We start from the raw sequence: 24,833 nt of genomic DNA, 5'->3' as shown, positions 1-24,833 counted from the left end.
CTAGACAGCTCGAAAACCTTCATTAGACTGGCTCCGCCGCGTGCTTCCGTGGCGTCTCCCGGTGTGTCCTTCGGCGCACTGGTATGCAGTGCAATGACCGGTATATCCCCTGAGCCAAGGACCGTGATCGACGATGAAGGTCGGCATCCCCCGCGAGGTCAAGAACAACGAGTTCCGGGTGGCCATCACCCCCGCCGGTGTGCACGAGCTCGTGCGCCACGGCCACCAGGTCTTCGTCGAACAGAACGCCGGTGTGGGTTCCTCGATCCCGGACGCGGAGTACGTCGCCGCGGGTGCGCAGATCCTCGACACCGCCGACGAGGTGTGGGCCACCGCCGACCTGCTCCTGAAGGTCAAGGAGCCGATCGCGGAGGAGTACCACCGCCTCCGCAAGGACCAGACGCTCTTCACCTACCTGCACCTGGCCGCGTCCAAGGAGTGCACCGACGCGCTCCTGGAGTCGGGCACGACCGCGATCGCGTACGAGACGGTCGAGACGGCCAACCGCCAGCTGCCGCTGCTCGCCCCGATGTCCGAGGTCGCGGGCCGGCTCGCCCCGCAGGTCGGCGCCTACCACCTGATGGCGGCCAATGGCGGCCGCGGTGTGCTGCCCGGCGGCGTCCCCGGCGTCCTCGCCGGCAAGGCCGTCGTCATCGGCGGCGGCGTCTCCGGCTGGAACGCCGCGCAGATCGCCATCGGCATGGGCTTTCACGTGACCCTGCTCGACAAGGACATCAACAAGCTCAAGGAAGCCGACAAGATCTTCGGCACGAAGATCCAGACCGTCGTCTCCAACGCCTTCGAGCTGGAGAAGGCGTGCCTGGAGGCCGACCTCGTCATCGGCGCCGTTCTCATCCCCGGCGCCAAGGCGCCGAAGCTCGTCACCAACGAGCTGGTCTCGCGGATGAAGGCGGGAAGTGTCATTGTCGACATCGCGATCGACCAGGGCGGCTGCTTCGAGGACTCGCACCCGACCACGCACGCCGAGCCGACCTTCCCGGTCCACAACTCGGTCTTCTACTGCGTCGCCAACATGCCCGGCGCCGTGCCCAACACGTCGACGTACGCGCTGACCAACGCCACGCTCCCGTACATCGTCGAGCTGGCCAACCGCGGCTGGGCCGAGGCGCTGCGCCGCGACCGCGCCCTCGCGCTGGGCCTCAACACGCATGACGGCAAGGTCGTTTACAAGGAGGTCGCGGAGGCTCACGGCCTGGACCACGTCGAGCTGGACACGCTGCTCGGCTAGGACCGACCGAGGGGACGTCCAGTGGCGGCGTCAACAAAAGTCGTCAATCTCACGCTTACGGCCGGACCTTGCCAGGGGTCCGGCCGTAGGCGCATGGGTACGGACTTGGTCAACTCGCCTTGAACGTAACCCTTTAGCCGATTCGCGCCCCCGCGAAACGCGCCGAAGAACCGCCGTACGCCCTTGACATGAGGGTGTTGCTTTGTCGCTGAAGCGCCGACACATCGTGCCGGGTACGGCGGATTGTGTTGCTGCGGAGCGGTGACACGCCATAGAGTCGCCAACCGTCGGCATGGTGCCACGCTGACCTATCGATAAATTGTTCCTGGTCACATCCAAGGAGGTAAGACGACTTGTGAATGAGTCGACATTTACTCCCGGAGGTGCCCAGCCAGGCGGACAGGGACCCGCGGGGCTTCAAGCTGTCGGCTCCGTAGCTGTGCGTACCTTCGCGGCCCAACAGAGCGGCTTCCGGGGCAGCCCCCCGCAGCAGCCGAGCAGCCCCCAGCAGCAGCCGACGCAGACAGCACACCAGAGCATGGATGGCCATCACGTGAACGCCATGGCCGGCGACCGAAGCGGCGACACACACAGCCACTTCGCCGACTACGACGAACTGTCCCCCGAGGGGCACTTCTACGACCCCGACGCCGAGTACGAGCCGGACCCCGAGTACGCGGCCACGCTTGCCCCGGACGCTGCCCGGCAGCGCCGTGAGCGCGTCGGCCCCACCGGGCGCCCGCTGCCGTACTTCCCGATTCCAGGACCGCTGACCGACCACGGCCCCGCGAAGATCATCGCGATGTGCAACCAGAAGGGCGGCGTCGGCAAGACCACGTCGACCATCAACCTGGGTGCCGCGCTCGCCGAGTACGGCCGCCGGGTCCTGCTCGTCGACTTCGACCCGCAGGGCGCCCTCTCGGTGGGCCTGGGTGTGAACCCGATGGAGCTCGACCTCACGGTCTACAACCTGCTCATGGAGCGGGGCATGTCCGCCGACGAGGTCCTGCTCAAGACGGCGGTCCCCAACATGGACCTGCTGCCGAGCAACATCGACCTGTCCGCCGCCGAGGTGCAGCTCGTCAGCGAGGTCGCGCGCGAGTCCACGCTCCAGCGCGCCCTGAAACCGCTCATGGCCGACTACGACTACATCGTGATCGACTGTCAGCCCTCGCTCGGCCTGCTCACGGTCAACGCGCTGACCGCAGCGCACAAGGTCATAGTGCCGCTGGAGTGCGAGTTCTTCGCGCTGCGCGGTGTGGCCCTGCTGACCGAGACCATCGAGAAGGTCCAGGAGCGGCTCAACCCCGAGCTCGAGCTCGACGGCATCCTCGCCACCATGTACGACTCCCGCACGGTGCACAGCCGTGAGGTGCTCGCGCGCGTGGTCGAGGCCTTCGACGACCACGTCTACCACACGGTCATCGGGCGCACGGTCCGCTTCCCGGAGACCACGGTCGCCGGTGAGCCGATCACCACGTACGCCTCGAACTCGGTCGGTGCCGCGGCCTACCGCCAGCTCGCCAGGGAGGTGCTCGCCCGGTGTCACGCCGAGTGAGTCTGCCGGGGGCCGACGAACTGTTCCGTACGACCGGGGGAATGGCACTGCAGGCGTCGTCGCCACGGCGCCCGGCGAACGGTGAGGCGCGGGTCCCGGGCCCGGCCGGCGAGAGCGACGAGGCAGCGGCCTCGCCCTCCGCCGACGAGGGCGACCCGGAGACGGCGTCCGCGTCCGCACCCGCCGCCGAGCACACGGCCGCGGAGGCCGAGTCCGAGGCCGGCTCGCGCAATCGCGCCGCCGCCGAGGCCGGGGAGAAGCCGGCCCGGCGTGGCGCCGGCGCCGCGCAGGAGTCCACCGGTGGCCGTGGGTCGACCGCCGCCGCCCGGCGCCGCTCCCGCGCTGCCAACCGGCGCCCCAGCGGCCGTGAGCGGCACGACGAGAAGATCACCGTGTACGTCTCCGCCGAGGAGCTGATGGACCTCGAGCACGCCCGCCTGGTGCTGCGCGGCGAGCACGGCCTCGCCGTCGACCGCGGCCGCATCGTGCGCGAGGCCGTCGCCGTGGTCCTGGCCGACCTGGAGTCCCGCGGGGACGCGAGCATCCTCGTACGCCGGCTGCGCGGGCGTTAGTCGCTTCGGCGGTAGCCTCCGGCAGTGATGCCCGTGAACGATTCCTCCTCTCCTGTGCCCGGCCGGGGCGCCCGACGGCGTGCGCTGGGCCATGGAGCGGTGGCTCCGCCGGTCGAGCCGGACGAAGCGGTGGCGGAACCGGAGAGCGCCGGGGCCGGGGCCGAGTCCGGCGCGGAGCCGGAAGCGGTGCCCGCGGAGGCCGAGGCCGATGACGGGCGCTTCACGGTGCGGCTCGCCAACTTCGAGGGGCCGTTCGATCTGCTGCTCCAGCTCATCAGCAAGCACAAGCTGGATGTCACCGAGGTCGCCCTGTCCAAGGTCACCGATGAGTTCATGGCGCACATCCGGGCCATGGGGCCCGACTGGGACCTCGACCAGACGACCGAGTTCCTCGTCGTCGCCGCGACCCTGCTCGATCTGAAGGCCGCCCGGCTGCTGCCCGCCGCCGAGGTCGAGGACGAGGCCGATCTCGCGCTGCTCGAAGCCCGTGACCTGCTGTTCGCGCGGCTTCTGCAGTACCGCGCGTACAAAAGGATCGCCGACATCTTCAGCGAGCGGCTCGACGACGAGGCGCGGCGTTACCCGCGTACCGTCGGGCTCGAACCGCACCACGCCGAGCTGCTGCCCGACGTCGTCATCAAGATCGGTGCCGAGGGGTTCGCCGAGTTGGCCGTGAAGGCGATGCAGCCCAGGCCGAAGCCGCAGGTGTACGTCGACCACATCCACGCGCCGCTGGTCAGCGTCCAGGAGCAGGCCGGGCTCGTCGTGGCGCGGCTGCGGGAGATGGGCGAGGCGACGTTCCAGGTGCTCGTGGCCGACACCGACGACACCCTGACGGTCGTCGCGCGCTTCCTGGCGCTCCTGGAGCTGTACCGGGAGAAGGCCGTCGCCCTGGAGCAGGAGACCGCGCTCGGGGAGCTGCTCGTGCGCTGGACCGGTGAGGAGGCGGCCGAGCCGGTGGTGACCGACGAGTTCGACCGGGCGCCCGAGGTGCCTGCGGCAGAAGAGGCCGGGCAGAAGGAGTGAGTGTGGAGACCGAGAGCCCCGAGGGCGGTGTGGCCGGGCTCGCGCTGCGGCCCGCCCTCGAAGCCGTCCTGATGGTCGTGGACGAACCCGCCACCGAGGAGCACCTGGCCAGGATCCTCCAGCGGCCGAAGCGGGCCGTCGCCGACGCGTTGCGGGAGCTGGCCGACGAGTACACGGTGCAGGGGCGCGGTTTCGAGCTGCGCCTGGTCGCCGGGGGCTGGCGGTTCTACACGCGGCCCGCGTACGCGGAGGCCGTCGAGGGGTTCGTGCTCGACGGGCAGGTCGCCCGGTTGACGCAGGCCGCGCTCGAGACCCTGGCCGTCGTCGCGTACCGCCAGCCGGTCAGCCGTTCCCGGGTCTCCGCCGTGCGCGGGGTCAACTGTGACGGGGTCATGCGGACCCTGTTGCAGAGGGGGCTGGTGGAGGAGGCGGGCGCGGAACCCGAAACAGGTGCGATCCTGTACAGGACGACGAACTATTTTCTGGAGCGGATGGGCCTGCGCGGCCTGGACGAGCTGCCGGAACTCGCGCCCTTCCTCCCCGAGGCGGACGCGATCGAGGCCGAGACGCTGGAAGGGGTTCCGTCGTTCGATCCGGACGCACCCGATGCGCCGGGTCCCGACCACCGTGATCGGACCGGATACACCGATCGGACCGGTCACACCGAGCACGCAGCCGACTAGACGGAAATTTTGATGCGAAGCAGCAGCGGCAGGAACAGCAGCGGAAACAACGGCGGGAGCCGTGGTGGCAACAGCGGCGGCCGCGGCGGTAGCGGCGGCGGCCCGCGCGGTGGGAGCGGCTCCGGCCGCGGCAACTACCGCGGTGCCGGCAACGACCGCGACGACAAGCAGGGCGGCGCCGGCCGTCCGAAGAAGCCGCGTCCGGAGGAGCGGCGTTACGACGTGGGCCCCGGCGGCACGCAGGACGGCCCGAAGTCGGGGCGCGGCGCGTCCGCGCGCGGCGGCGCCAAGGGTGGCCCGAAGCGCGGGCAGCAGCCCGCGCAGAGCCGCGGGCGCTGGGTTCCGGCGACCTCGCGCGAGTACGAGGCGCGGGCCGAGGAGCGCAACCGCGAGCGGTACGCGGGCAAGCCGAAGGTGAACCTCCCCAAGACCTTCCCCGGCGCCGAGCAGGAGGGCGAGCGGCTGCAGAAGGTGCTCGCCCGCGCCGGTTACGGCTCGCGCCGCGCCTGCGAGGAGCTGGTGGAGCAGGCCCGTGTCGAGGTCAACGGCGAGATCGTGCTCGAGCAGGGCCTGCGCGTCGACCCGGAGAAGGACGAGATCAAGGTCGACGGCCTGACGGTGGCCACGCAGTCGTACCAGTTCTTCGCCCTGAACAAGCCGGCCGGTGTCGTCTCCACCATGGAGGACAACGAGGGGCGGCAGTGCCTCGGCGACTACACGAACAACCGTGAGACGCGGCTGTTCCACGTCGGGCGGCTCGACACCGAGACCGAGGGCGTCATCCTGCTCACCAACCACGGCGAGCTGGCGCACCGCCTGACCCACCCCAAGTACGGCGTGAAGAAGGTCTACCTCGCGCACATCGTGGGCCCGATCCCGCGTGACCTGGGCAAGCAGCTCAAGGACGGCATCCAGCTGGAGGACGGGTACGCGAAGGCGGACCACTTCCGGGTCGTCGAGCAGACCGGCAAGAACTACCTGGTCGAGGTGACCCTGCACGAGGGGCGCAAGCACATCGTGCGGCGGATGCTCGCGGAGGCCGGGTTCCCGGTCGACAAGCTGGTCCGGGTCGCGTTCGGCCCGATCACGCTCGGCGACCAGAAGTCGGGCTGGCTGCGGCGGCTGTCGAACACCGAGGTCGGCATGTTGATGAAGGAAGTCGACCTGTAGGAACCCCGGCCCTGGGGCTTGTCCGCGACAGCCCCCTCCCTTTAGAGTCGCTTAGACCAATAAGGGAGGGGGCTGTCGCATGGCCATGCACGGCTACGACAAGCACGCCTATGAGCCCTTCGCCGTCACCGTCGACCTCGCCGTCTTCACGCTCCGCGCGGGCCGCCTGCAGATCCTGCTCGTCGAGCGCGGCCAGGAGCCGTACGCGGGCCACTGGGCGCTGCCGGGCGGGTTCCTGGAGCCCGCCGAGTCCGCGGAGAGCGCGGCGCGGCGCGAGCTGGCCGAGGAGACGGGGCTGAGCGATGTGGCCGGGCTGCACCTGGAGCAGTTGCGCACCTACAGCGAACCGGACCGCGACCCCCGGATGCGGGTCGTCTCCGTCGCGTTCGCCGCGCTCGTCCCGGACGCGCCGCAGGCACACGGGGGCGGGGACGCGGCCCGCGCGGCGTGGCTGCCGTACGAGCCCGGGGCGCGCGGCGCGTACGGGCCGCTCGCCTTCGACCACGACCGGATCCTCGCCGACGCCCACGACCGGATCGGCGGCAAGCTCGAGTACACCTGCCTGGCCACGGCGTTCTGCCCGCCCGAGTTCACGCTCGGCGAGCTGCGCCAGGTCTACGAGGTGGTCTGGGGGACCGAGCTCGACCCGGCGAACTTCCGCCGCAAGGTGCTCGCGACGCCCGGGTTCGTCGAGCAGATCCCCGGCGCGTCCCGGCTGACCGGCGGCCGCGGCAAACCCGCCGCGCTCTACCGGGCCGGCGGCGCGACCTCACTGCTCCCGCCCCTGCTCAAGCCCGCGCCGGACGCCACGGAAGGACCCCGCGCATGACCGCGACGACCCCGCTGACCACGAGCCCCGCGACCGGGTCCCTGCTCGGGCTCGCGCTGGGGGACGCGCTCGGCTTCCCGACCGAGTTCAACGACGTACCGGCGATCCTGGCCAAGTGCGGCCCCTGGCGCGAGATGGAGCTGCCGGGGCCGGTCGCGTACATCACGGACGACACGCAGATGGCGCTGGCCGTCGCGCGTGCGCTGCGGACCGGCATGGGGCGGGGGCTGCTGGGGCCGAAGCGGTTCGAGCGGCCGCTGCGCGAGGAGTTCGTGGACTGGTACCAGTCGCCGGAGAACAACCGCGCGCCCGGCAACACCTGCCTGCGCGCGTGCGAGCGGCTCAAGACCGAGAGCCGGGCCTGGCAGGACGCGAGCCAGATCCACTCCAAGGGCTGCGGCGCCAACATGCGGGTCACCCCGATCGGCCTCGTACCGGGGCTGAGCGACGAGCAGCGGGCGGGCGCCGCCCAGTTGCAGGCCGGGCTCACCCACGGCCACCCCACCGCCCTCGCCGCCTCCGACCTCACCGCGCACGCCGTACGCCTCCTCGCCGAGGGCGCCGAACCGACCGGCCTCGTGGGGCTGCTGCGCTCGTACGCGTACGAGAACCGCGCGACGTACCACGAGCGCTGGCTCGGCGACCTGTGGAGCCGGGGCGACGCACCGACGCCCGAAACCTTCATCGCCTCGGGCTGGGACGAGTGCCTCGCCGTCCTCGACCGCCTGCGGGACGCCCTGCGCTCCCCGTCCCCGGAGACCGACCCCTGCCTCGCCACCGGCGCCGGCTGGATCGCCGAGGAGGCCCTCGCCACCGCCCTCCTCTCCTTCCTCCTCTTCGTCGACGAACCCGTCCTCGCCCTGCGCCGCGCCGCCTGCACCTCCGGCGACTCCGACTCGATCGCGGCCCTGACCGGCGCGTTCGCGGGCGCGTACCTCGGCGCGGACGCCTGGCCGAAGGAGTGGGTGCGGCGCGTCGAGCACCGGGACGAGCTGAGGGCGTACGGGGCGGAGTGGGACGCGCTCTAAGCAGGTACCGAGAGGGCTGAAGCGCGGCGCGTACGGATCAGGAAGTCCTCGACGCGGGTGCGGTCCGGGGTCTTGGGGAGGGGGCTGCGGTGGGCCGCCTCCTCTGTTTGTGTCGACAGGCGGGTCATCCAGCGGTCGATCTCCGGCCACGGGACCTCGCCGCGCTTCACCGCGAGCAGTGCCTCGCGCTCCGCGCCCACGTCGATCGTCAGCTCACCCGTGCGGAGCAGGTCGCGGCAGGAGGTGAGGAGGCGGAGCAGGTGCATGGCGTGTTTCCAGCGCGGGGCGCCGTGGGTGCGCACGTCGGACTCCAGTTTGCGGCGCTGGCCGACCGCGTAGCGGGCGAACGTGTCATGGGCCTGCCGGGAGAGGAACGCGTCGCGCAGGGCGAGGAGCTCGCGGCCCGTGTCCGTGAGGTGCTCGACGAGCGGGGAGTGCAGGCACTCCAGGACGTTGGGGTTGGCCCGCAGGGCCAGTTCGCAGAAGCGCTCCAGCTCCCAGGAGAACTGTTCCGGCGCCGGGCCCTCGACGTGCGCCGGCGGCTTGTCGAACCGCCAGAACAGCGGGGTCGGCGCCAGGTACACGCCCCGGCGGTCCACGTCGCTCGCCTCCGTGGCCAGGCCGAAGGCGCGCGAGCCCATCACGCAGGCGTAGATCGTGCGGTCGCGCACCAGCTCGTGTCCCAGCCCGTCCCGTTCCATTCCGGGAGCGTACGGGGTCGGCTCAGCCCAGCGAGATCGATTTTCCGGTGACCGTGATCTTCTGCGGCGGCAGCGGGCGCGGCGCCGGGCCGCCCGCCACCGACGCGTCCGCGATCTTGTATTTCGAGCCGTGGCACGGGCAGTTGATCGTGCCGTCCGACACCGAGTTCACCGTGCAGCCCTGGTGCGTGCAGACCGCCGAGAACGCCTTGAAGTCGCCCTGCGACGGCTGTGTCACCACCACCTTCTTGTCGGCGAAGACCTTGCCGCCGCCCACCGGGATGTCGGACGTCTTCGCCAGTTCGTCCGGAGCCGCGGATGACTCGGCGCCGGAGGACCCCGCGGACCCCGAGGACGCGGCGGGGGCCGATGGCTCCGGCTGCGCGCCGCCCCCGCCGCCGTCCTCCCCATACTTGCTGCACCCCGCCGCGAGCGCCGCGACCCCCGCCACGAGCACGCTCCGCCGCGTCGCCGCCGGTTTCACGTCGTCACCCCCACCGTGCGGAAGAACCACAGCGCCGAGGTGAACCAGAGCAGCGTCAGGACCGCGAAGGCCAGACCGCCGACCACCGGAAGCAGCCAGCCGGGCAGCCGCTCCGAGCGGAGCAGCAGCATCTTGGCGCTGAACGCGCCGAAGAAGAAGCAGCCCAGGAACGAGTGCCACATGACGCGGGTCGAGTACGTCTGATAGCCCAGCGCGTACAGGCAGTGCACCGCCACGGGCACGGCGAGGAGGAACGCGATCCGGCCCGACCAGCGGTGCAGCGCGGGCGCCCACGCCGGGCCGCGCAGCTTCCCGTAGACCATGAACGCCGACACCACCTGCACCAGTGCGAAGGCGAACGCCGCCGTCGCCAGCCAGGACTTCACCGCGCTCGTGCTGGAGAAGCCCGCCAGGTTGAACGCCGTGCCCTCCGGATCGTGGGCCTTGCCGTACACGCCGAGCGCCACCGCCACCACGGCCGCGACGACGGCGGGCACCAGGTAGCGGGCCGCGCCCGGGCCCCGGCCGGGTTCGGGGCTCGGGAAGCTCTGGGTCGGGGCGTTCGGGTCGATGGTCATGACTACCCCTTGCGACAGTGGTCAGGGCACGACGGGACGCGCGGTGAGCCGCTCGCCGTCGACCGTGACGGCACCGGTCTCCGGGTCGACGGGGGGTGCGGCGGACGGGGCACCGTTCTTGCGGACGATGCCGACCTGGCGGCCGTCGGGCAGGACGATCCAGCCGCCGTCGATCTCCGCGCCGCGCACCTCGGTGGTGGCGCGGTACAGGCCTGACCCCTTGACGGCCTTCCTCGCGGTGAAGTCCTGCGGCCCGTCCTGGACGCGGACGGTGCCCCGGATCCGTTCGTCGGCGAGGGTGCCGGCCAGCGTGGCGCCGTTCTTCCCGGTGAGCTTCATGGAGCCGTCGTCCGCGACGTCTCCCTTCAGCCAGGACTCCTTGGTGCGGCCGTCGCAGTAGTACGCGATCGCCTTCTGCCCCCGTACGGAGACGGAGACGGCCGCGACGTCGTCGTCGGTGCGGCCCGCGTACTGGGTCTTCGCGCGGGCCGCCGTCCGCGACGGGCTGGGACTGGGTGACGGGCTCGCCTTCGAGAGGCTCGGCGAGGGCGACACCGTGGCCCGGGGAGTGCCCGCGTACGAGGACCCCTTCTCGCCCGTCGTCGCGTTGAGCGAAAGCATGATCACGGCCAGGGCGAGCCCGGCGTACAGCGTGTAGAGCGGTCCCGAGCGCTTCATCACGAGCCTCCCCCGAGGCGGCAGGTACCGCCCTCCATGCAAGCAGCTCCGGTGGGAGCGCGACAGGGTCTCGTCCGGGCCAACTAGGCTGGACCCCTTACCGCCCCGCTGCCGCCGCCGCCCCGCGCAAGGACATCGCCCCGTGAGAACCGCACTCGTCATCGGAACCGGCCTCATCGGCACCTCCGCCGCCCTGGCCCTCGCCTCGCGCGGCGTCACCGTGCACCTCGCCGACCACGACACCGCGCAGGCCCGCACCGCCGCCGCGCTCGGCGCCGGGACGGACGAGGCGCCCGAGGGCCCTGTCGACCTGTGCGTCGTCGCCGTACCGCCCGCGCACGTCGCGACGACCCTGGCCGACGTGATGCGCAAGGGCGCGGCCCGCGCCTATCTCGACGTCGCCAGCGTGAAGGGCGGCCCGCGCCGCGACCTCGAAGCGCTCGGCCTCGACCTCACCGCGTACATCGGGACGCACCCGATGAGCGGTCGAGAGCGCAGCGGCCCGCTCGCCGCGACCGCCGACCTCTTCGAGGGCCGCCCCTGGGTGCTGACCCCGACCCCGGCCACCGACACCGAGGTCCTGAACGTCGCGCTGGAACTGGTCGCCCTGTGCCGCGCGGTGCCCGTCGTGATGGACGCCGACGCCCACGACCGGGCCGTCGCGCTCGTCTCGCACATGCCCCACCTGGTCTCCAGCATGGTCGCCGCCCGCCTGGAGAACGCCGAGGAGAGCGCCGTACGGCTGTGCGGGCAGGGCATCCGGGACGTGACGCGGATCGCCGCCTCCGAGCCGGGCATGTGGATCGACATCCTCTCCGCGAACCCGGGCCCGGTCGCCGACCTGCTCTCCGCCGTCTCCGCCGACCTCGACGAGACGGTCCAGGCGCTGCGCTCCCTCCAGTCCAGCGACGACGCCAAGCGCCGCGCGGGCGCCGACGGCGTCGAGACGATGCTGCGCCGGGGGAACGCGGGCCAGAGCCGGGTCCCCGGCAAGCACGGCGCGGCCCCGGCCGCCTACGAGATCGTCGCCGTCCTCATCTCCGACCAGCCCGGCGAGCTGGCCCGCATCTTCGCGGACGCGGGCGCGGCGGGGGTCAACATCGAGGACGTACGGATCGAGCACGCCACCGGGCAGCAGGCCGGTTTCGTACAGCTCATGGTGCAGCCCGCCGCCGCCCCGAGGCTGGCGGCGTCGCTGCGCGAGCGGGGCTGGGCCATGCGGCAGTAGAGACGGCGGGGAGAGCGGCCGCGAGCGGTGCCCCCCAGGAGCGTCGCGAGAGGCGCCCCCAGGAGCGCCGTAAGAGGTGCCCCTAGGAGCCAGTAACCTTGTGCGGGGCGCTCTCTCGCCCCGCCCTCCTGCCCCGTGCACTCAGAAAGGTGTCCGTCACCGTGGAAACCGCCGCCCCGGCAGCCGTGATCGTCGCCATCGACGGACCCTCCGGTACGGGCAAGTCGAGCACCTCGAAGGCCGTCGCCGCCCAGCTCGGCCTGAGCTACCTCGACACCGGCGCCCAGTACCGGGCGATCACCTGGTGGATGGTGAACAACGGCATCGACCTGACCGACCCGTCCGCCATCGCGGCGGTCGCGGGCAAGGCCGACATCGTCTCGGGCACGGACCCGGCGGCGCCCACCATCACCGTCGACGGCACGGACGTCGCGGGCCCGATCCGCACGGGCGAGGTCACCTCCAAGGTCAGCGCCGTCAGCGCGGTCCCCGAGGTGCGGGCCCGCATCACCGAGCTGCAGCGCTCCATCGCCGCCTCGGCCGCCGCGGACGGCAGGGGCATCGTCGTCGAGGGCCGCGACATCGGTACGACCGTGCTGCCCGACGCCGACCTGAAGATCTTCCTCACCGCCTCGCCCGAGGCCCGCGCCGCCCGCCGCTCCGGCGAGCTGAAGGGCGCCGACGTCAAGGCCACGCAGGAGGCCCTGGTCAAGCGGGACGCGGCGGACTCCAGCCGGAAGACGTCGCCGCTCGCCAAGGCCGGCGACGCCGTTGAGGTGGACACCACCGACCTCACGCTCCAGCAGGTCATCGAGTGCGTCGTCACCCTCGTCGGGGAGAAGCGGGCCTCGAAGTGAGTTCCTCGGAACGCGGGGCCGAAGTCGGCCGGCGCATCGGCGTAGGGCTGATGTACGGGCTGTGGAAGCCGCGCGTCCTCGGCGCGTGGCGGGTCCCCGCGAGCGGCCCGGTGATCTTCGCCGTGAACCACTCGCACAACGTGGACGGGCCCATGGTCATGGGCGTCGCCCCGCGCCCGACCCACTTCCTGATCAAGCAGGAGGCGTTCATCGGGCCGCTCGGCACCTTCCTCGAATCCATCGGGCAGGTGAAGGTCGACCGGACCAGCACGGACCGCACGGCCATCACCCGGGCGCTCGACGTCCTGGCGGGCGGGGGAGTGCTCGGCATCTTCCCCGAGGGCACGCGTGGCGAGGGCGACTTCGCCTCGCTGCGGGCCGGGCTCGCGTACTTCGCGATGCGCAGTGGCGCCCCGATCGTCCCGGTCGCCGTACTGGGAAGCACGGAGAAGCGCGGACGGTTGATAAAGAAGCTGCCGCCGCTGCGCAGCCGCGTCGACGTCGTCTTCGGCGACCCGTTCGATGCGGGCGACGGCACCGGGCGGCGCACGCGCACGGCGCTCGACGCGGCGACGGTGCGCATCCAGGGACGGCTCACCGCGCACCTGGACCATGCCAGGCGTCTGACCGGACGCTGAGCGAGACTTTCAGTAGTGGATCGCCGTACAGATACGCGGCGGCCCACCGATCACCACGAATGAACGACGAGGTACGGACTTCATGAACGACCAGATCCAGCCCGAGGGCGGCTCCGACCATGAGCACGGGGCGCTCGGCGACGCGGAGTACGCGGAGTTCATGGAGCTCGCCGCCGAGGAGGGCTTCGACGTCGAGGACGTCGAGGGCGCCATCGAGGAGGCGGGCCACGGCCCGCTGCCCGTCCTCGCCGTCGTCGGCCGCCCGAATGTCGGCAAGTCGACCCTGGTGAACCGCATCATCGGCCGCCGCGAAGCCGTCGTCGAGGACAAGCCGGGCGTCACCCGCGACCGCGTCACCTACGAGGCCGAGTGGTCGGGCCGCCGCTTCAAGGTCGTCGACACCGGCGGCTGGGAGCAGGACGTGCTCGGCATCGACGCGTCGGTGGCCGCGCAGGCCGAGTACGCGATCGAGACGGCCGACGCGGTCGTCTTCGTCGTCGACTCCACGGTCGGCGTCACCGACACCGACGAGGCCGTCGTCCGGCTGCTCCGCAAGGCGGGCAAGCCGGTCGTCCTGTGCGCCAACAAGGTCGACGGTCCGAGCGGCGAGGCCGACGCCACCGCCCTGTGGTCCCTCGGCATCGGCGAGCCGCACCCCGTCTCCTCGCTGCACGGCCGCGGCACCGGCGACATGCTGGACGCCGTCATCGAGGCGCTGCCCGACGCGCCCCCGCAGACCTTCGGCACCGCCATCGGCGGCCCGCGCCGCATCGCGCTCATCGGCCGTCCGAACGTCGGCAAGTCCTCGCTGCTCAACAAGGTGGCGAACGAGGACCGCGTCGTCGTCAACGAGCTGGCGGGCACCACCCGCGACCCGGTCGACGAGCTGATCGAGCTGGGCGGCGTCACCTGGAAGTTCGTCGACACGGCGGGCATCCGCAAGCGCGTCCACCTCCAGCAGGGCGCCGACTACTACGCCTCGCTGCGCACCGCCGCCGCCGTCGAGAAGGCGGAGGTCGCGGTCATCCTGATCGACTCCTCCGAGACGATCTCGGTGCAGGACCAGCGGATCGTGACGATGGCGGTCGAGGCGGGCCGCGCGATCGTCGTCGCCTTCAACAAGTGGGACACCCTCGACGAGGAGCGCCGCTACTACCTGGAGCGCGAGATCGAGACCGAGCTCGCCCAGATCGCGTGGGCGCCCCGGGTGAACGTGTCAGCGCGCACGGGCCGCCACATGGAGAAGCTCGTCCCGGCGATCGAGACCGCCCTCGCCGGCTGGGAGACCCGCGTGCCGACCGGCCGCCTCAACGCCTTCCTCGGCGAGCTGGTCGCCGCCCACCCGCACCCGATCCGCGGCGGCAAGCAGCCCCGCATCCTCTTCGGGACGCAGGCCGGCACCAAGCCGCCGCGGTTCGTGCTCTTCTCCTCCGGCTTCATCGAGCACGGCTACCGGCGCTTCGTGGAGCGCCGGCTGCGCGAGGAGTTCGGCTTCGAGGGCACGCCGATCCACATCTCGGTGCGGGTGCGGGAGAAGCGCGGGCGCAAGAAGTAGCGATACTTCTTTGGCCCTGGCGGACAGTCAGGGCCTACGCGGTGCGGGCGGCAGCGCGGCCGGGAGATGACCTCCGTGGCCGGGCTGCCGCCCGTTCTGCTGGGGGTAGTGCTGGCCCGTCGCGTAGTACGGGGTGTGGTGCCGGGCCACGTACGTCCCCGTCCCGAAGGGCGCGAAGCCCAGCTGCTCCTCTCCGCTGCGGTCACCGGGCAGGGTCCTGAAGGAGCGCCGGTACTCCGCGTAGAGGGCGTCGTAGATCGGCGTGGCCGAGCGGCCCGCCGAGTAGTCCTGCGGAGGACGCATCGCCGGGATGTAGTTCGGGTATGTCTGGCGGCGTCCGGTCTGGGATGAGGTGGGGTCGTATGGGTGCACATACGTGCCAACGACCCGGACCCCCGACGGATGCGCCCTTGGCCTGGGCTTTTGCTGCGTGTTGCCGGTGTGACCGGCGCATCCGCGGGGGTCCGGGTGGGCGGGTGGTGCCGGCTCAGGTGCCCGCGAGCGGCATGGCGGCGGCGACGAGCCGCCCGTTCGCCGCGGCCTTGTCGAGCGCGTCGCGCAGCAGGTCCTCGCGGGGCTGACGGCCGATCGAGCCGACCGGGGCGGCGAAGACGAGCACCGTGTGCGTCTTGTTGGCGGCGGTCCGCCAGCCCTCGGTGACCACGAGCGGCTGGTGCGCCTGCCACCAGGCGACCTGCGAGGGGGCGCCGCCGGTACCGGGCTGGAGCACGGCGTGCAGCTGGCCCATGGCGAGCAGCACCGACCAGCCGGGCAGGGCGTGCGGCGGCTCGGTCAGCGCGGTGACCGGCATGAAGCCCTGCTCGATCAGGAGCGGCAGGAAGTCGTCGCCGCCCTCGCCCGGGGTGGTGGTCCCGGGGCGGGCGATGGGGCCGGTCGGCTCGATGACGAGGGCCGGGTGCAGCTCGCCCTCGATCAGGACCAGGCCGCTGGTCACACCGAGCACGGCCTGCGGCGCGCCGCTCTGCGCGGGCACGGACGCGCCCGCCGCCTCCGTGGCGGCGACGGCCTGTACGGCGCCCTGCAGCTGGTCCTCCGCGACCCGCACGACCTGCGAGGGCAGGCAGCCGGCGTGGGCGAAGGCGAGCACGGCGGTCTCGTCCCCGACGAACAGGACCGTGCTGGTGCGCTCCTGTCCGGTGTCGCCGGGGGTGCGGCAGGAGGTGCAGTCGTACCCGCCGGGGGCGTTCTCCCCGGCGAGCAGCCGGTCTGCTTCTTCGTCGCCGATCTCGGCGCGTACGTCGTCACTCACGTCGAGCAAGCGCGGCACGGGGGCTCCTCTGTATCGATGTATCGATGTGGATCGATGCGGGGTGGGGCGGATGCGTACTGATAAAGGGACAACGGGCGATCTGTGGCCGGAGTCACGCCCGGAACCGAACGGAATCCACCCATCCGCAGCAAACCGTGAAGAGCCGCCCGGAATCTGTCACTCCCCGCCAACTTGTTGGGATTGCAAGCAAGTTGAGTTGGTGAGGTGGGTCACAGATCGTCGTGGTGACAGGTCGACAAATCATGAAATCAGTGAATGAAGTGGGTGGCCGGAACTCGCCGCTACTTCAGGTAACGGCACATCGACCTGGCGTGACGGGGCGTCAGTTGATGCGGCTCCGTGCGCTGCCTAGATTCCACCGCCGTCTGCACACCGCAGTCCACGAGGTCCACGAGAGGGAATCTCATGTCCGTGCCGATTCGTACGGCTCGAACGACAGTGGTGATCGCCGGGGCGGCTCTGCTCGCCCCCCTCTGCCTCCTCGCCACCGCCGGCTCCGCGCACGCGGACGGCGGCGTCTGGGACCGCATCGCGCGCTGCGAAAGCGGCGGCAACTGGCACATCAGCACCGGCAACGGCTACTCCGGCGGACTGCAGTTCTCCGCCGGGACCTGGCGCGCGTACGGCGGCGGGGCCTACGCGTCGACGGCCGCCGGGGCGACGAGAGAGCAGCAGATCGCCGTCGCCTCCCGGGTGCAGCGCGCCCAGGGCTGGGGCGCCTGGCCCACCTGCTCGGCGCGGGCCGGCGCCTACGGCAGCGCACCGGCGGCACCTGCCGCCCCGTCCGCTCCCAGGGCGGCGAAGCCCGCCCAGCCGCAGCAGGCGCAGCCCAGGTCCGCCCCCGCGCAGCGGAACTCCTCGGGCGCCGACCGCGGTGCCGCCCGCAGCGGCGGTTACGTCGTCCGCGGCGGCGACACCCTCAGCCTGATCGCGGCGGCGCACGGCACCGGCTGGCAGCGCCTGTACACGATCAACCGGGCGGTCATCGGCGCCGACCCGAACCTGATCATGCCGGGGCAGCGGCTGCTGATCGGCTAGCGGGCCGATCCGTTGGTGGTACGTGCCGCGCGGCCCCGCCCGGTCGGTCCGATCAGCCGACCGGGTGGGGCCGCGGGCCGCGCGGCGCGGCATCGGAGGGGTGCCGCGTGTCGGTGCTTAGCGTGGCGCGATGCACCTGAAGCGCTTGATGCCAGTGAAGCCCCTGAACCCGGTGAAGGCGAGCAAGCCCCTGAGGTCTTCGCAGCGGAGGACGTTCGGCCGGGCGACGGTCGTCCTCGGCGGGCTGCTCGCCCTGACCTGCACCCCGGTCGCCGCGTCCGCCGCCCCGGCGCCCGTGTCCGGCGCGGGGGGCCTCGTCACCAAACCCCGCGACTGCGCGCGCGACCAGCGCCTGTGGACCTGTCTCGCCGAGTGCGAGAGCGGCGGACGCTGGGACGCCAACACCGGCAACTCCTTCTACGGCGGACTCCAGTTCACGCAGTCCACCTGGGAGGCGTACGGCGGCCTGAAGTACGCGCCGCGCGCCGATCTCGCGTCCCGCGCCGAGCAGATCGCGGTCGCCGAGAAGGTTCTCGACGCGCAGGGGTGGGGCGCCTGGCCCGCCTGTTCGAAGCAGTACCGGCTGGCCGGACGGGTGATCCAGAGCGAGGCGCGGAAGCCGCGGAAGCCGGAGAAGGAGCGGCGCCCGTCGCGGTCGGAGGCCGGTACGACGTCGATCATCCCGAGGTAGCGATCTCTCCCGCCTCACCGCTGAAGACGACGGCGCCGCGGCGCAGTTCGTGTACGAGCACGGGGGCGCCGCCCGTGCGCAGCCCCGGCGGCAGCCGTTGCTCGGCGAGGACCACGGCGGCGTCCAGCTCGCGCAGCAGGGCGTACGTACGGGCGGCGGTCCGGGGCGCCATGCCCTGGGCCGGTTCGTCGACCAGGACGACACGCGCGCGGGCGAGCAGGGCGCGGGAGACGGCGACCATGCGCTGCTCGCCGCCGGACAGGGTGCCCGCGCGCCGGTCCAGGAGGGGGCGCAGCCCGGGGTAGGCGTGGAGGGCCGGGCGGTGATCGCCGTCCGGGGCGGCGAGCCGCAGCTGCTCGGCGACCCGCAGGGTGGCGAACACGGCCTGGCGGTCGGGGACGAAGCACAGGCCCGCGGCGGCGCGGGTGTGCGGGGCGTGCCGGGTGACGTCGGCGCCGTCCCAGATGACCGTTCCGGCGCTGAGTCGCGCGGTGCCGGCGAGGGCGCGCAGGACGGTCGTACGGCCCGAGCCGTTGCGGCCGAGCAGCACGGTGACCGTCCCGGCGGGGGCGGCCAGGCCGACGCCGTGCAGGGCCTCCAGCGGGCCGTACCGCACACGGGCGCCGCGCAGCTCGATGCCGCGCCTCACGGTTCTGCCCGCCTCATGGGCCTGCCCCGCTGACGTGTTCGAGGATGCTGGACGGGGGCCCGGACGCGACGATGCGCCCCGCGTTCATGACGTGCACGATGTCGGCCAGGTCCGCGACGAGGTCCAGATCGTGCTCGACGACGAGGAGCCCGGCCCCGTCCGCGGCGAGGGCCCGCAGCAGCCGGGCCATGTCCCGCACCTCCCTGTCGTCGAGCCCGGCGGCGGGTTCGTCGAGCAGGAGGACGTGCGGGCTCCCCGCGAGCGCACGGGCCAGCTCGACGCGGCGCAGGGCGCCGGTGGACAGCTCCGACGTGCGTTGCTCGCCGCGCAGCCCGAACAGTGCGAGCAGTCGCGGGACGGCGTCCGGATCGATGACGCGGCCCTGCTCGGCGCCGACCCGAACGTTCTCGGCCACGGTCAACGACGGGAAGACAGCCAGCTCCTGGAACGTCCGGGCCACCCCGAGCCGGGTCCGCGCCTGCGCGGAAAGCGCGGTCACCTCCCGCCGCCCCAGCCACACCCGCCCCGCCCCCGGCCGCAACGCCCCGGCGAGACAGTGGAACAGCGTGCTCTTCCCGGCCCCGTTGGGCCCCACCACGGCAACGATCCGCCCTGCGGGCACCCCGATGTCGACGTTCCGCAGCACGGGCCGCCCGGCGAAGGTGACGGTGAGCCGGGAGGCGACGAGCAGGGGCTCCGCGCCGGGGGCCGGAGATCCGCTCGGCGGGGTAGGGGAGGGGTCCCCTTCGGCGGCCCGGCCCGACGCGCCCCGGCGCTCCCCCCGCACCGCATCCGCACCCCCGGGAACGACCCCCCGGCGCACCCGTTCCCTCACTTCAACCCCCAGCCCCGTCAACCGGCCCCGCCCCCACCCCCGTACACGCGGCCCCTCGGGAAAGCGGCCGATCAGGATGGCCAGGATTCCGATGGTCGCCGCCGCGACGCCGCCGCGTGTGCCCGCGTCCAGGCCGACCAGGAGGGCCGCGCCCGCCAGTGCGGCCAGGAGGCTGTCCGCGCCGAGGACGACCAGGGCCGCGAACCAGAGGAGGCCGCGGACCGGGTCGTAGGCGGTGGGGTCGAAGGAGCGGGCGCCGAGTGCCAGGAGACCGCCGCCGAGCGCAGCGACCCCCGCGCCGGCCACGAACGCCGCCACCTTGAGCGCGGGCACCCGTACTCCGGCCGCCGCGGCGCCCGCCTCGTGGTCCCGCATCGCGGCGAGCGCCCGGCCGGTCCTGCCCCGTCGCAGGATGGAGACGAAGAGCAGCGCCCCGGCCAGCAGCACCAGTTCAAGGACGTAGTACGCGCGGTCGTCGTCGAAGCCCGCCGGTCTGCCGGGCGCCAGGCCCGACGCCGCGTACGGCTGCGCGAACACGAACCGGCTCACGCCCACCCCGACCGCGAACGTCGCGAGCGCCAGGGCCAGGCCGTGCCGTCCGATCGCGGGGACCGCCGTGAGCAGGCCGAGCGGGGCCACCAGGAGCACGGAGAGCAGCAGCGCCGCCAGGCCAGGTACCTCGGGCAGCAGCGGGAAGCGGCCCAGCGTCAGCAGCGTCGCGAACAGTGCGCCCAGGCCCGCGAACGCACCCTGCCCGAGCGCCAGCTGACCCGCCCGGCCCGTCACCACCACCAGCGACAGCAGGATCAGCGCGAGCGCCGGTACCTGGACCGACGTGTGCAGGTCCGCGCCCGCGAACCCGAGCGGCAGCAGGAAGAGCACCGCCGCCACCGGCCACGCGCCCGGCGGCGCGGGCAGCCCCCGGCGCGTCATCGCGCGCGGCAGCGCCCCGCGTCCGCCGACCCCGGGCAGGACGAGCGCGGCGACGAGCAGGGCGACCACGAACAGGTTCGCCCCGACCGCCTGGAGCAGCGGCTCCGCCCAACCCCCGGGGTGCACCCGGGTCAGCTGGCTCTGCGCGACCCCGATGCCGAGGGCGACGAGCACCGCCACCGAGAGCAGCCGCATCCGCGCGGCGACCGCCACCGCCACGACCTCCATCACCAGCAGGGGCAGCCCGTACGGGTCCAGCCGTACGTACGGCGCGAGCAGCACTCCCGTCAGGCCCGCCGTGAACGAGCCGAACGCCCAGCCCGCCGCCGCGACCCGGTCCGCGTCGATGCCGCCGAGCACGGCGAGCGGGCGGTTGTCGACGACGGCGCGCAACTCCCCGCCGAACCGCGTCCACCGCGTCACCGCCCACACCGTCACCGCGACCGCGCAGGCCACCACGAGCTGCCCCCACGGATCGGCCGCGATCAGCGTCGGCGCGTCCTCCCGCGCACCCGTGCCCCAGAGCAGCGCCGCCGCCCCGACCAGGAGCACGAAGACCCCGATCGAGGCGACCAGCGTGCGGGCCGGGTCCGCGCCCTCCACCGCGAGCGGGCGGAACACGCCGCGTTCCAGGAGGAGGCCGAGCCCTGGCGCCACGACCAGGAGCACGAGCGCCGCCCCCGCCCACAGCGGCCAGGACCACTCCACCACGCACTGCCGCAGCAGATACGCGCAGACCATCGCGATCGCGCCGTGGGCGAAGTTGAGGACGCCCGTCGCGCGATGGGTGACGATGAGGCCGGTCCCGGTGAGCGCCGCCGCCGCGCCCACCGAGAGCCCCGCGAGCGTGAGGTCGTACGTGAGCGAGGCCACGCCTCAGCCCTCCGCGAGCGGCTCGCAGACGGGGCACGGACCGAGCCCGCCGTCCGCCCGCGCCAGGGCGTCGGCGGGCACGGCCTCGGGCTTGCCCGCGACGAGCGGGCAGTCCGCGCGGTGCCACAGCGTGCCGCCCGGGATCATCAGCAGGGCCTCGGCACTGGCGACCGGGCCGGTCGGGGGCGCCGGCCCGGATGATTCATCGGCGACCAGAAGCGCGTACAGCTCCTCCACCCGCGACGCCGCGAGCGCGCTCCTGCCGTACGTGAGCACGACCGCGCCCGCGACGATCAGCGCCGCGCCCGGCACCGTGCACGAGGCGAGATAGGGCAGTTGCCGCTCGGCGAACCGCTCGCCGGAGACGCCGTACCAGCCGGCCGCGCAGAGCACGGCGCCCGCGGTGAGGACGGCGAGCCCGGCCCACAGGGCGGGGCGCACGGTTCGGAGCCGGGCAGTCCGCATCGGTGACCCCCACGTCATGACGGAGTGTGCCTGCGCGCGTCTGGTCTTGTCGGCCGAACGCTTGCACTATGCCTTCTGCAGGCCAACCTCGAAAGCTCCGGGCGGAGTCGAGGCCCGGACCGACACCCGGTGGTGAGCCAGATGGTTCTCGGGAGCAGGATCAGGGTCCGGCCGGGCCGCACGCGGGGCGCGGCGCTCGCCCTCGCCGCGGCCCTGGCGCTCGGCCCGGCGACGACGGCGTGCAGCGACGACAGCGGCGGCGACGAGAGCGATCCGCCGACCCCGTCGAGCCAGGAGCCCGCCTCGAAGGAGCCCTCCGCGGCGCCCACCCGCTCGGCGCCCGCCGACGCGGCCGCCGCGCGCAAGGAGATCAGGGAGAACTGGCAGAAGTTCTTCGACCCGGCCGTGCCGCAGAAGGAGAAGGAGCAGCTCCTGGAGGACGGCGTCAGGATGCGGCCGGTGCTGCGCAGCTTCAACGGGGACAAGCGCGGCGGCCAGGTCGAGGCGAAGGTCGCCACCGTCCGCTTCACCTCGCCGACCGGCGCCGAGGTCACGTACTCCCTCGCCCTGAAGGGCGCCACGGTGCTGCCCGGCGCGAAGGGCACCTCGGTCGAGCAGGACGGCGCGTGGAAGGTGTCGGTCCGGACGCTGTGCGCCCTGGTGCAGCTGAGCGGCAATGCGTCGGCGCCTCCGGGCTGCTGAGGCGCTGGCGTCGGCGCTCGCCCTGAGCGCTCTGCTGGCGCTCTCCGGCTGTGGTTCGCGGCTGCCGGAGAGCGCCTTCGGGGACGGGGCGCAGCGCCGTACGCCGGTCCGCACGGCCGCGCCGGTCCACGTCGGCATCCTGACCAGCGCCACGAGCCCGGTCGGCGGCGCCACCTTCACCGACACCCGCGACGGCGCCCAGGCGTACTTCCGCAGCCTGAACGGCAGGGGCGGCATCGACGGGCGCCGCGTCGAGGTGCACCTGTGCGACGACGGTGGCAGCGGCGTCGGCAACAACGCGTGCGTGCACGAGCTGATCGACGAGAAGAAGGTCGTCGCCCTCGTCGCCACCACGGCGCTCGACTACGCGGGCGCGGAAAAGGTGTCGCGCGCGGGCGTGCCCGACATCGGCGGCCAGCCGATCGGCGCCGTCTACGACACCTATCCGCATCTGTACGGGATCTACGGCAGCCTCGCGCCCCGCGACGGCACGCCCGGCTGGGGCGGCAAGCTGTACGGCGGCACCGAGGTCTACCGCTACTTCAAGCGGGAGCAGGGCGCCCGCACCGCCGCCGTCGTCTCCTACAACCAGGCCGCCTCCGCCGCGTACGCGCGCCTGGTGGTCCGGGGCCTGAGGGCCGAGGGCTACAAGGTGGTCACCGAGCAGGTCGACTTCGCGCTGCCGAACTTCCGCGCGGCCGCCGCCGATCTGAAGGACCAGGGCGCCGATCTCGTCCTCGACGCCATCGACGCGCACGGCAACGCGCGGCTGTGCCGGGCCATGGACCAGGTCGGCGCCCGCGTCACCGCGAAGGTCATGACCGTGCAGAGCTGGACCTCTGCCGTCGCCGACGACTACAAGGACGCCCCGCACTGCCGTGCCTCCCTGTGGGCGACCGGGGCGAGCCGCAACTTCGAGGACACCGGGCACCCGGCCGTACGCGCCTTCCGCGACGCGACGAAGGGGCTGCGGACGCACGCGCAGTGGCAGCTGGAGGGGTGGGCCGCCGCCCTGTGGTTCACGGACGCCGCGCGCTCCTGCGCCCGCGCCGGGGGAGCCGTCACGCGCGCGTGCCTGGACCGCTTCATGAACCGCCCCGCCCCTTACACGGCCGACGGGCTGCTGCTACCCGTGAGATACCGCACGCTCCCCGAACCGCCAAGGACCCGAAAGACGTGCCTTTCGGTCGCCAAGTGGACGGACGAACAGGGCTGGGTCACCCGGAACGGGGACATGAACCGTACGTGCTTTGACGTACCGCAACTCGCCTACCAGCCATGACGTAACCCTGATGGACGAAATGGCCAACTGGTTCCCCGACTTGTGTACCGATAAGGCAACTGTTCAGGAACAACATGATGATGATGGACAACCCTCGCCACGGGACGCCTGTCTAACCATCGGTAGGCGGGGTCACCCGGGACGGAGCACAACCGTCCGGACTGTCCGCGAGCAATGGTGGGATACGGGGACGCATGCAGATTTCTTTCCTCATTCACAACGCGTACGGGATCGGAGGGACGATTCGCACCACGTACAACCTGGCCAACACACTGGCCGAGCACCACGACGTGGAAGTGGTCTCCGTCTTCCGGCACCGTGAGGAGCCGACGTTCGCGCCCGACCCGCGCGTGCGCCTGCGCCACCTCGTCGACCTGCGCAAGGACTCGCCGACGTACGAGGGCGACGACCCCGAGTACAAGAAGCCCGCCGCGGACTTCCCCAAGCACGAGGGGCGCCTCGCGCAATACAGCGCGCTTACCGACCGGCGCATCGCCGAGCATCTGGCGGGCGTCGAGGCGGACGTCGTGGTCGGCACCCGGCCCGGGCTCAACGTGCACCTCGCGCGGCAGACCCGGCGCGGCCCGCTCCGCGTCGGTCAGGAGCACCTCACGCTCGACACGCACTCCGCGGGGCTCCGCCGCGAGCTGCGCAGCGTCTACCCGCGCCTCGACGCGCTCACGACGACCACCGAGGCCGACGCCCGCGCCTACCGCGCCGGGATGCGGCTGCCCGGCGTCCGGATCGAGGCCATGCCCAACCCGGTGCCCGCGCCCCGCGTCGCGCCCGCCGACGGCAGCGGCAAATGGGTCGTCGCCGCAGGCCGGCTCGCCCCGGTCAAGCGGTACGACCTGCTGATCAAGGCCTTCGACAAGGTGCGCGCCGAGCGCCCCGACTGGCGGCTGCGGATCTACGGCCACGGCAAGCAGAAGGACAAGCTGCGCCGCCTGATCGACCAGCGCGGCCTCTACAACCACGTCTTCCTCATGGGCACCGCCAACCCCATCGAACCGGAGTGGGCGAAAGGTTCCGTCGCCGCGGTGACGTCCACGTTCGAGTCGTTCGGCATGACGATCGTCGAGGCGATGCGGTGCGGCCTGCCCGTCGTCTCCACCGACTGCCCGCACGGCCCCGGCGAGATCATCGACAACGGTGTCGACGGACGCCTCGTCGAGGTCGGCAACGTCGACGCGATCGCCGCCGGCCTGCTCGAACTCATCAACGACGACGAGAAGCGCAA

26 protein-coding genes are annotated in these 24,833 nt (G+C 72.6%); 17 read left to right on the top strand and 9 right to left on the bottom strand.

Features of this window, described 5'->3' with window-relative positions; genetic code table 11:
- Window positions 1-133: 133 nt before the first annotated feature.
- The 8 genes from ald (at window position 134) to N5I75_RS07240 (ending at window position 8,115) form a co-directional block, all read left to right on the top strand.
- Window positions 134-1,249, top strand: a complete 1,116-nt coding sequence (gene ald / locus N5I75_RS07275) for an alanine dehydrogenase (RefSeq protein ID WP_476675510.1) — start codon at window positions 134-136, stop codon at window positions 1,247-1,249.
- 355 nt (window positions 1,250-1,604) lie between these two features.
- Window positions 1,605-2,807 carry a ParA family protein gene (locus N5I75_RS07270; RefSeq protein WP_476675509.1) on the top strand — a complete coding sequence of 401 codons (1,203 nt, stop codon included), beginning with the start codon at window positions 1,605-1,607 and terminating at the stop codon, window positions 2,805-2,807.
- Complete coding sequence (locus tag N5I75_RS07265) at window positions 2,792-3,379, top strand: hypothetical protein (RefSeq protein WP_476675507.1); 588 nt, start codon at window positions 2,792-2,794, stop codon at window positions 3,377-3,379. The genes N5I75_RS07270 and N5I75_RS07265 overlap by 16 nt, the downstream gene beginning before the upstream one ends.
- Window positions 3,380-3,406: 27 nt before the next feature.
- Window positions 3,407-4,405: a segregation and condensation protein A gene (locus tag N5I75_RS07260; RefSeq protein WP_476675505.1), complete on the top strand. Its 999-nt coding sequence runs from the start codon at window positions 3,407-3,409 to the stop codon at window positions 4,403-4,405.
- The gene (gene scpB / locus N5I75_RS07255; protein ID WP_476675503.1) at window positions 4,402-5,088 is read left to right on the top strand and encodes an SMC-Scp complex subunit ScpB; all 687 of its coding nucleotides are present in this window, start codon (window positions 4,402-4,404) and stop codon (window positions 5,086-5,088) included. The genes N5I75_RS07260 and scpB overlap by 4 nt, the downstream gene beginning before the upstream one ends.
- 12 nt (window positions 5,089-5,100) lie before the next feature.
- Window positions 5,101-6,258 (top strand): pseudouridine synthase, encoded by a 1,158-nt coding sequence (locus tag N5I75_RS07250; RefSeq protein WP_476675502.1) that lies wholly within the window; start codon window positions 5,101-5,103, stop codon window positions 6,256-6,258.
- Between the two features lie 79 nt (window positions 6,259-6,337).
- Window positions 6,338-7,087: an NUDIX hydrolase gene (locus N5I75_RS07245; protein WP_476675500.1), complete on the top strand. Its 750-nt coding sequence runs from the start codon at window positions 6,338-6,340 to the stop codon at window positions 7,085-7,087.
- On the top strand, window positions 7,084-8,115 hold the full coding sequence (locus N5I75_RS07240) for an ADP-ribosylglycohydrolase family protein (RefSeq protein ID WP_476675498.1): 1,032 nt from the start codon (window positions 7,084-7,086) through the stop codon (window positions 8,113-8,115). The genes N5I75_RS07245 and N5I75_RS07240 overlap by 4 nt, the downstream gene beginning before the upstream one ends.
- On the opposite strand, the gene N5I75_RS07235 is transcribed toward N5I75_RS07240, so the two are convergent.
- From N5I75_RS07235 to N5I75_RS07220, 4 genes are read right to left on the bottom strand one after another with little or no spacing between them, the layout of a single operon-like run.
- The gene (locus N5I75_RS07235) at window positions 8,112-8,816 is read right to left on the bottom strand and encodes a nucleotidyltransferase domain-containing protein (protein WP_476675497.1); all 705 of its coding nucleotides are present in this window, start codon (window positions 8,814-8,816) and stop codon (window positions 8,112-8,114) included. The genes N5I75_RS07240 and N5I75_RS07235 overlap by 4 nt on opposite strands.
- Before the next feature lie 22 nt (window positions 8,817-8,838).
- Window positions 8,839-9,300, bottom strand: a complete 462-nt coding sequence (locus tag N5I75_RS07230) for a Rieske (2Fe-2S) protein (RefSeq protein ID WP_476675496.1) — start codon at window positions 9,298-9,300, stop codon at window positions 8,839-8,841.
- Window positions 9,297-9,878, bottom strand: a complete 582-nt coding sequence (locus tag N5I75_RS07225; RefSeq protein ID WP_476675494.1) for a DUF6529 family protein — start codon at window positions 9,876-9,878, stop codon at window positions 9,297-9,299. Before N5I75_RS07225 ends, N5I75_RS07230 begins: the two co-directional genes overlap by 4 nt.
- Window positions 9,879-9,899: 21 nt before the next feature.
- Complete coding sequence (locus N5I75_RS07220; protein WP_476675492.1) at window positions 9,900-10,556, bottom strand: hypothetical protein; 657 nt, start codon at window positions 10,554-10,556, stop codon at window positions 9,900-9,902.
- Between the two features lie 142 nt (window positions 10,557-10,698).
- Between N5I75_RS07220 and N5I75_RS07215 the strand changes: the two genes are divergently transcribed.
- The 4 genes from N5I75_RS07215 to der all read left to right on the top strand — a co-directional run bounded on the left by N5I75_RS07215 (window position 10,699) and on the right by der (window position 14,834).
- The gene (locus tag N5I75_RS07215; protein WP_476675490.1) at window positions 10,699-11,784 is read left to right on the top strand and encodes a prephenate dehydrogenase; all 1,086 of its coding nucleotides are present in this window, start codon (window positions 10,699-10,701) and stop codon (window positions 11,782-11,784) included.
- Between the two features lie 185 nt (window positions 11,785-11,969).
- Complete coding sequence (gene cmk / locus N5I75_RS07210) at window positions 11,970-12,641, top strand: (d)CMP kinase (protein ID WP_476676947.1); 672 nt, start codon at window positions 11,970-11,972, stop codon at window positions 12,639-12,641.
- Window positions 12,599-13,279 (top strand): lysophospholipid acyltransferase family protein, encoded by a 681-nt coding sequence (locus N5I75_RS07205; RefSeq protein WP_476675489.1) that lies wholly within the window; start codon window positions 12,599-12,601, stop codon window positions 13,277-13,279. Before cmk ends, N5I75_RS07205 begins: the two co-directional genes overlap by 43 nt.
- Window positions 13,280-13,361: 82 nt before the next feature.
- Window positions 13,362-14,834, top strand: a complete 1,473-nt coding sequence (gene der, locus N5I75_RS07200; protein WP_476675487.1) for a ribosome biogenesis GTPase Der — start codon at window positions 13,362-13,364, stop codon at window positions 14,832-14,834.
- A 27-nt stretch (window positions 14,835-14,861) separates the two neighbouring features.
- On the opposite strand, the gene N5I75_RS07195 is transcribed toward der, so the two are convergent.
- The gene (locus N5I75_RS07195) at window positions 14,862-15,137 is read right to left on the bottom strand and encodes a hypothetical protein (RefSeq protein ID WP_476675485.1); all 276 of its coding nucleotides are present in this window, start codon (window positions 15,135-15,137) and stop codon (window positions 14,862-14,864) included.
- Window positions 15,138-15,321: 184 nt separating this feature from the next.
- Window positions 15,322-16,122: a hypothetical protein gene (locus tag N5I75_RS07190; RefSeq protein WP_476675483.1), complete on the bottom strand. Its 801-nt coding sequence runs from the start codon at window positions 16,120-16,122 to the stop codon at window positions 15,322-15,324.
- A gap of 408 nt (window positions 16,123-16,530) precedes the next feature.
- On the opposite strand from N5I75_RS07190, the gene N5I75_RS07185 reads away from it, so the two are divergent.
- Entirely contained in the window at window positions 16,531-17,163 is a 633-nt protein-coding gene (locus N5I75_RS07185; protein WP_476675481.1) for a LysM peptidoglycan-binding domain-containing protein, read from the top strand.
- A gap of 148 nt (window positions 17,164-17,311) precedes the next feature.
- On the top strand, window positions 17,312-17,854 hold the full coding sequence (locus N5I75_RS07180; protein WP_476675479.1) for a transglycosylase family protein: 543 nt from the start codon (window positions 17,312-17,314) through the stop codon (window positions 17,852-17,854).
- Here N5I75_RS07180 and N5I75_RS07175 read toward each other — a convergent pair.
- The 3 genes from N5I75_RS07175 to N5I75_RS07165 are packed head-to-tail and all read right to left on the bottom strand — an operon-like array spanning window position 17,841 to window position 21,609.
- Entirely contained in the window at window positions 17,841-18,503 is a 663-nt protein-coding gene (locus N5I75_RS07175) for an ATP-binding cassette domain-containing protein (RefSeq protein ID WP_476675477.1), read from the bottom strand. The two genes, N5I75_RS07180 and N5I75_RS07175, sit on opposite strands and share 14 nt — an antisense overlap.
- Before the next feature lie 13 nt (window positions 18,504-18,516).
- A complete protein-coding gene (locus N5I75_RS07170) occupies window positions 18,517-21,144 on the bottom strand; it encodes an ABC transporter permease subunit (protein ID WP_476675475.1) in 2,628 nt (875 codons plus the stop codon).
- Window positions 21,145-21,147: 3 nt separating this feature from the next.
- A complete protein-coding gene (locus N5I75_RS07165) occupies window positions 21,148-21,609 on the bottom strand; it encodes a hypothetical protein (RefSeq protein ID WP_476675473.1) in 462 nt (153 codons plus the stop codon).
- A gap of 141 nt (window positions 21,610-21,750) precedes the next feature.
- Here N5I75_RS07165 and N5I75_RS07160 point away from each other — a divergent pair, with 141 nt between their 5' ends.
- The 3 genes from N5I75_RS07160 to N5I75_RS07150 all read left to right on the top strand — a co-directional run.
- Window positions 21,751-22,311: an MTB12 C-terminal domain-containing protein gene (locus N5I75_RS07160; RefSeq protein ID WP_476675471.1), complete on the top strand. Its 561-nt coding sequence runs from the start codon at window positions 21,751-21,753 to the stop codon at window positions 22,309-22,311.
- Entirely contained in the window at window positions 22,286-23,593 is a 1,308-nt protein-coding gene (locus N5I75_RS07155; protein WP_476675469.1) for an ABC transporter substrate-binding protein, read from the top strand. Before N5I75_RS07160 ends, N5I75_RS07155 begins: the two co-directional genes overlap by 26 nt.
- Before the next feature lie 194 nt (window positions 23,594-23,787).
- A partial coding sequence (locus N5I75_RS07150; protein ID WP_476675467.1) for a glycosyltransferase family 4 protein occupies window positions 23,788-24,833 on the top strand: 1,046 nt, incomplete at its 3' end.

Source organism: Streptomyces sp. R818, from assembly GCF_056172735.1.
This window is presented reverse-complemented; position numbering and strand designations above follow the sequence as displayed.

Bases quoted from the DNA above. Each gene is read 5' to 3' on its own strand.
- ald (WP_476675510.1), top strand. From the start codon at position 134: ATGAAGGTCGGCATCCCCCGCGAGGTCAAGAACAACGAGTTCCGGGTG.
- N5I75_RS07260 (WP_476675505.1), top strand. From the start codon at position 3,407: ATGCCCGTGAACGATTCCTCCTCTCCTGTGCCCGGCCGGGGCGCCCGA.
- N5I75_RS07250 (WP_476675502.1), top strand. From the start codon at position 5,101: ATGCGAAGCAGCAGCGGCAGGAACAGCAGCGGAAACAACGGCGGGAGC.
- N5I75_RS07245 (WP_476675500.1), top strand. From the start codon at position 6,338: ATGGCCATGCACGGCTACGACAAGCACGCCTATGAGCCCTTCGCCGTC.
- N5I75_RS07240 (WP_476675498.1), top strand. From the start codon at position 7,084: ATGACCGCGACGACCCCGCTGACCACGAGCCCCGCGACCGGGTCCCTG.
- N5I75_RS07235 (WP_476675497.1), bottom strand. From the start codon at position 8,816: ATGGAACGGGACGGGCTGGGACACGAGCTGGTGCGCGACCGCACGATC.
- N5I75_RS07225 (WP_476675494.1), bottom strand. From the start codon at position 9,878: ATGACCATCGACCCGAACGCCCCGACCCAGAGCTTCCCGAGCCCCGAA.
- N5I75_RS07220 (WP_476675492.1), bottom strand. From the start codon at position 10,556: ATGAAGCGCTCGGGACCGCTCTACACGCTGTACGCCGGGCTCGCCCTG.
- der (WP_476675487.1), top strand. From the start codon at position 13,362: ATGAACGACCAGATCCAGCCCGAGGGCGGCTCCGACCATGAGCACGGG.
- N5I75_RS07195 (WP_476675485.1), bottom strand. From the start codon at position 15,137: ATGCGTCCTCCGCAGGACTACTCGGCGGGCCGCTCGGCCACGCCGATC.
- N5I75_RS07185 (WP_476675481.1), top strand. From the start codon at position 16,531: ATGTCCGTGCCGATTCGTACGGCTCGAACGACAGTGGTGATCGCCGGG.
- N5I75_RS07180 (WP_476675479.1), top strand. From the start codon at position 17,312: ATGCCAGTGAAGCCCCTGAACCCGGTGAAGGCGAGCAAGCCCCTGAGG.
- N5I75_RS07165 (WP_476675473.1), bottom strand. From the start codon at position 21,609: ATGCGGACTGCCCGGCTCCGAACCGTGCGCCCCGCCCTGTGGGCCGGG.
- N5I75_RS07160 (WP_476675471.1), top strand. From the start codon at position 21,751: ATGGTTCTCGGGAGCAGGATCAGGGTCCGGCCGGGCCGCACGCGGGGC.
- N5I75_RS07155 (WP_476675469.1), top strand. From the start codon at position 22,286: ATGCGTCGGCGCCTCCGGGCTGCTGAGGCGCTGGCGTCGGCGCTCGCC.